1 pseudogene is annotated in these 271 nt (G+C 55.7%); it reads left to right on the top strand.

Features of this window, described 5'->3' with window-relative positions:
* Positions 1-271 (top strand): annotated as a pseudogene (locus AC1RPJ_RS08180) (hypothetical protein); the annotation flags it as partial.

The raw sequence follows: 271 nt of genomic DNA, 5'->3' as shown, positions 1-271 counted from the left end.
AAGTCGTGAACTACACGGCAAATGTCCTGCTCACGCTTGTCGGTGACGAGAACATCGCAAAGACCCTAATCAAGCTTGCGCCTGAAGTTTCGCATGCGGAACTGCGTGAGACCGTCAACGCCATCAACGGTGCATTTGATGCAGGCTATTCGCGGGGCGAAAAACTCGGTGGCCTCAACATCGTGTCCGTTCTCCCGCAGCCAACCATCGACAACATCCTGCTGGTTCTGCGCAACGGCAAGAAGGGCAGTTTCGAGCTGCGCGTTGTGTC

The organism is Dellaglioa sp. CoH-57-MRSF-17, assembly GCF_056782015.1.
Note: the sequence above shows the minus strand (reverse complement) of the source record. Positions and strands in the feature narration are given on the sequence as shown.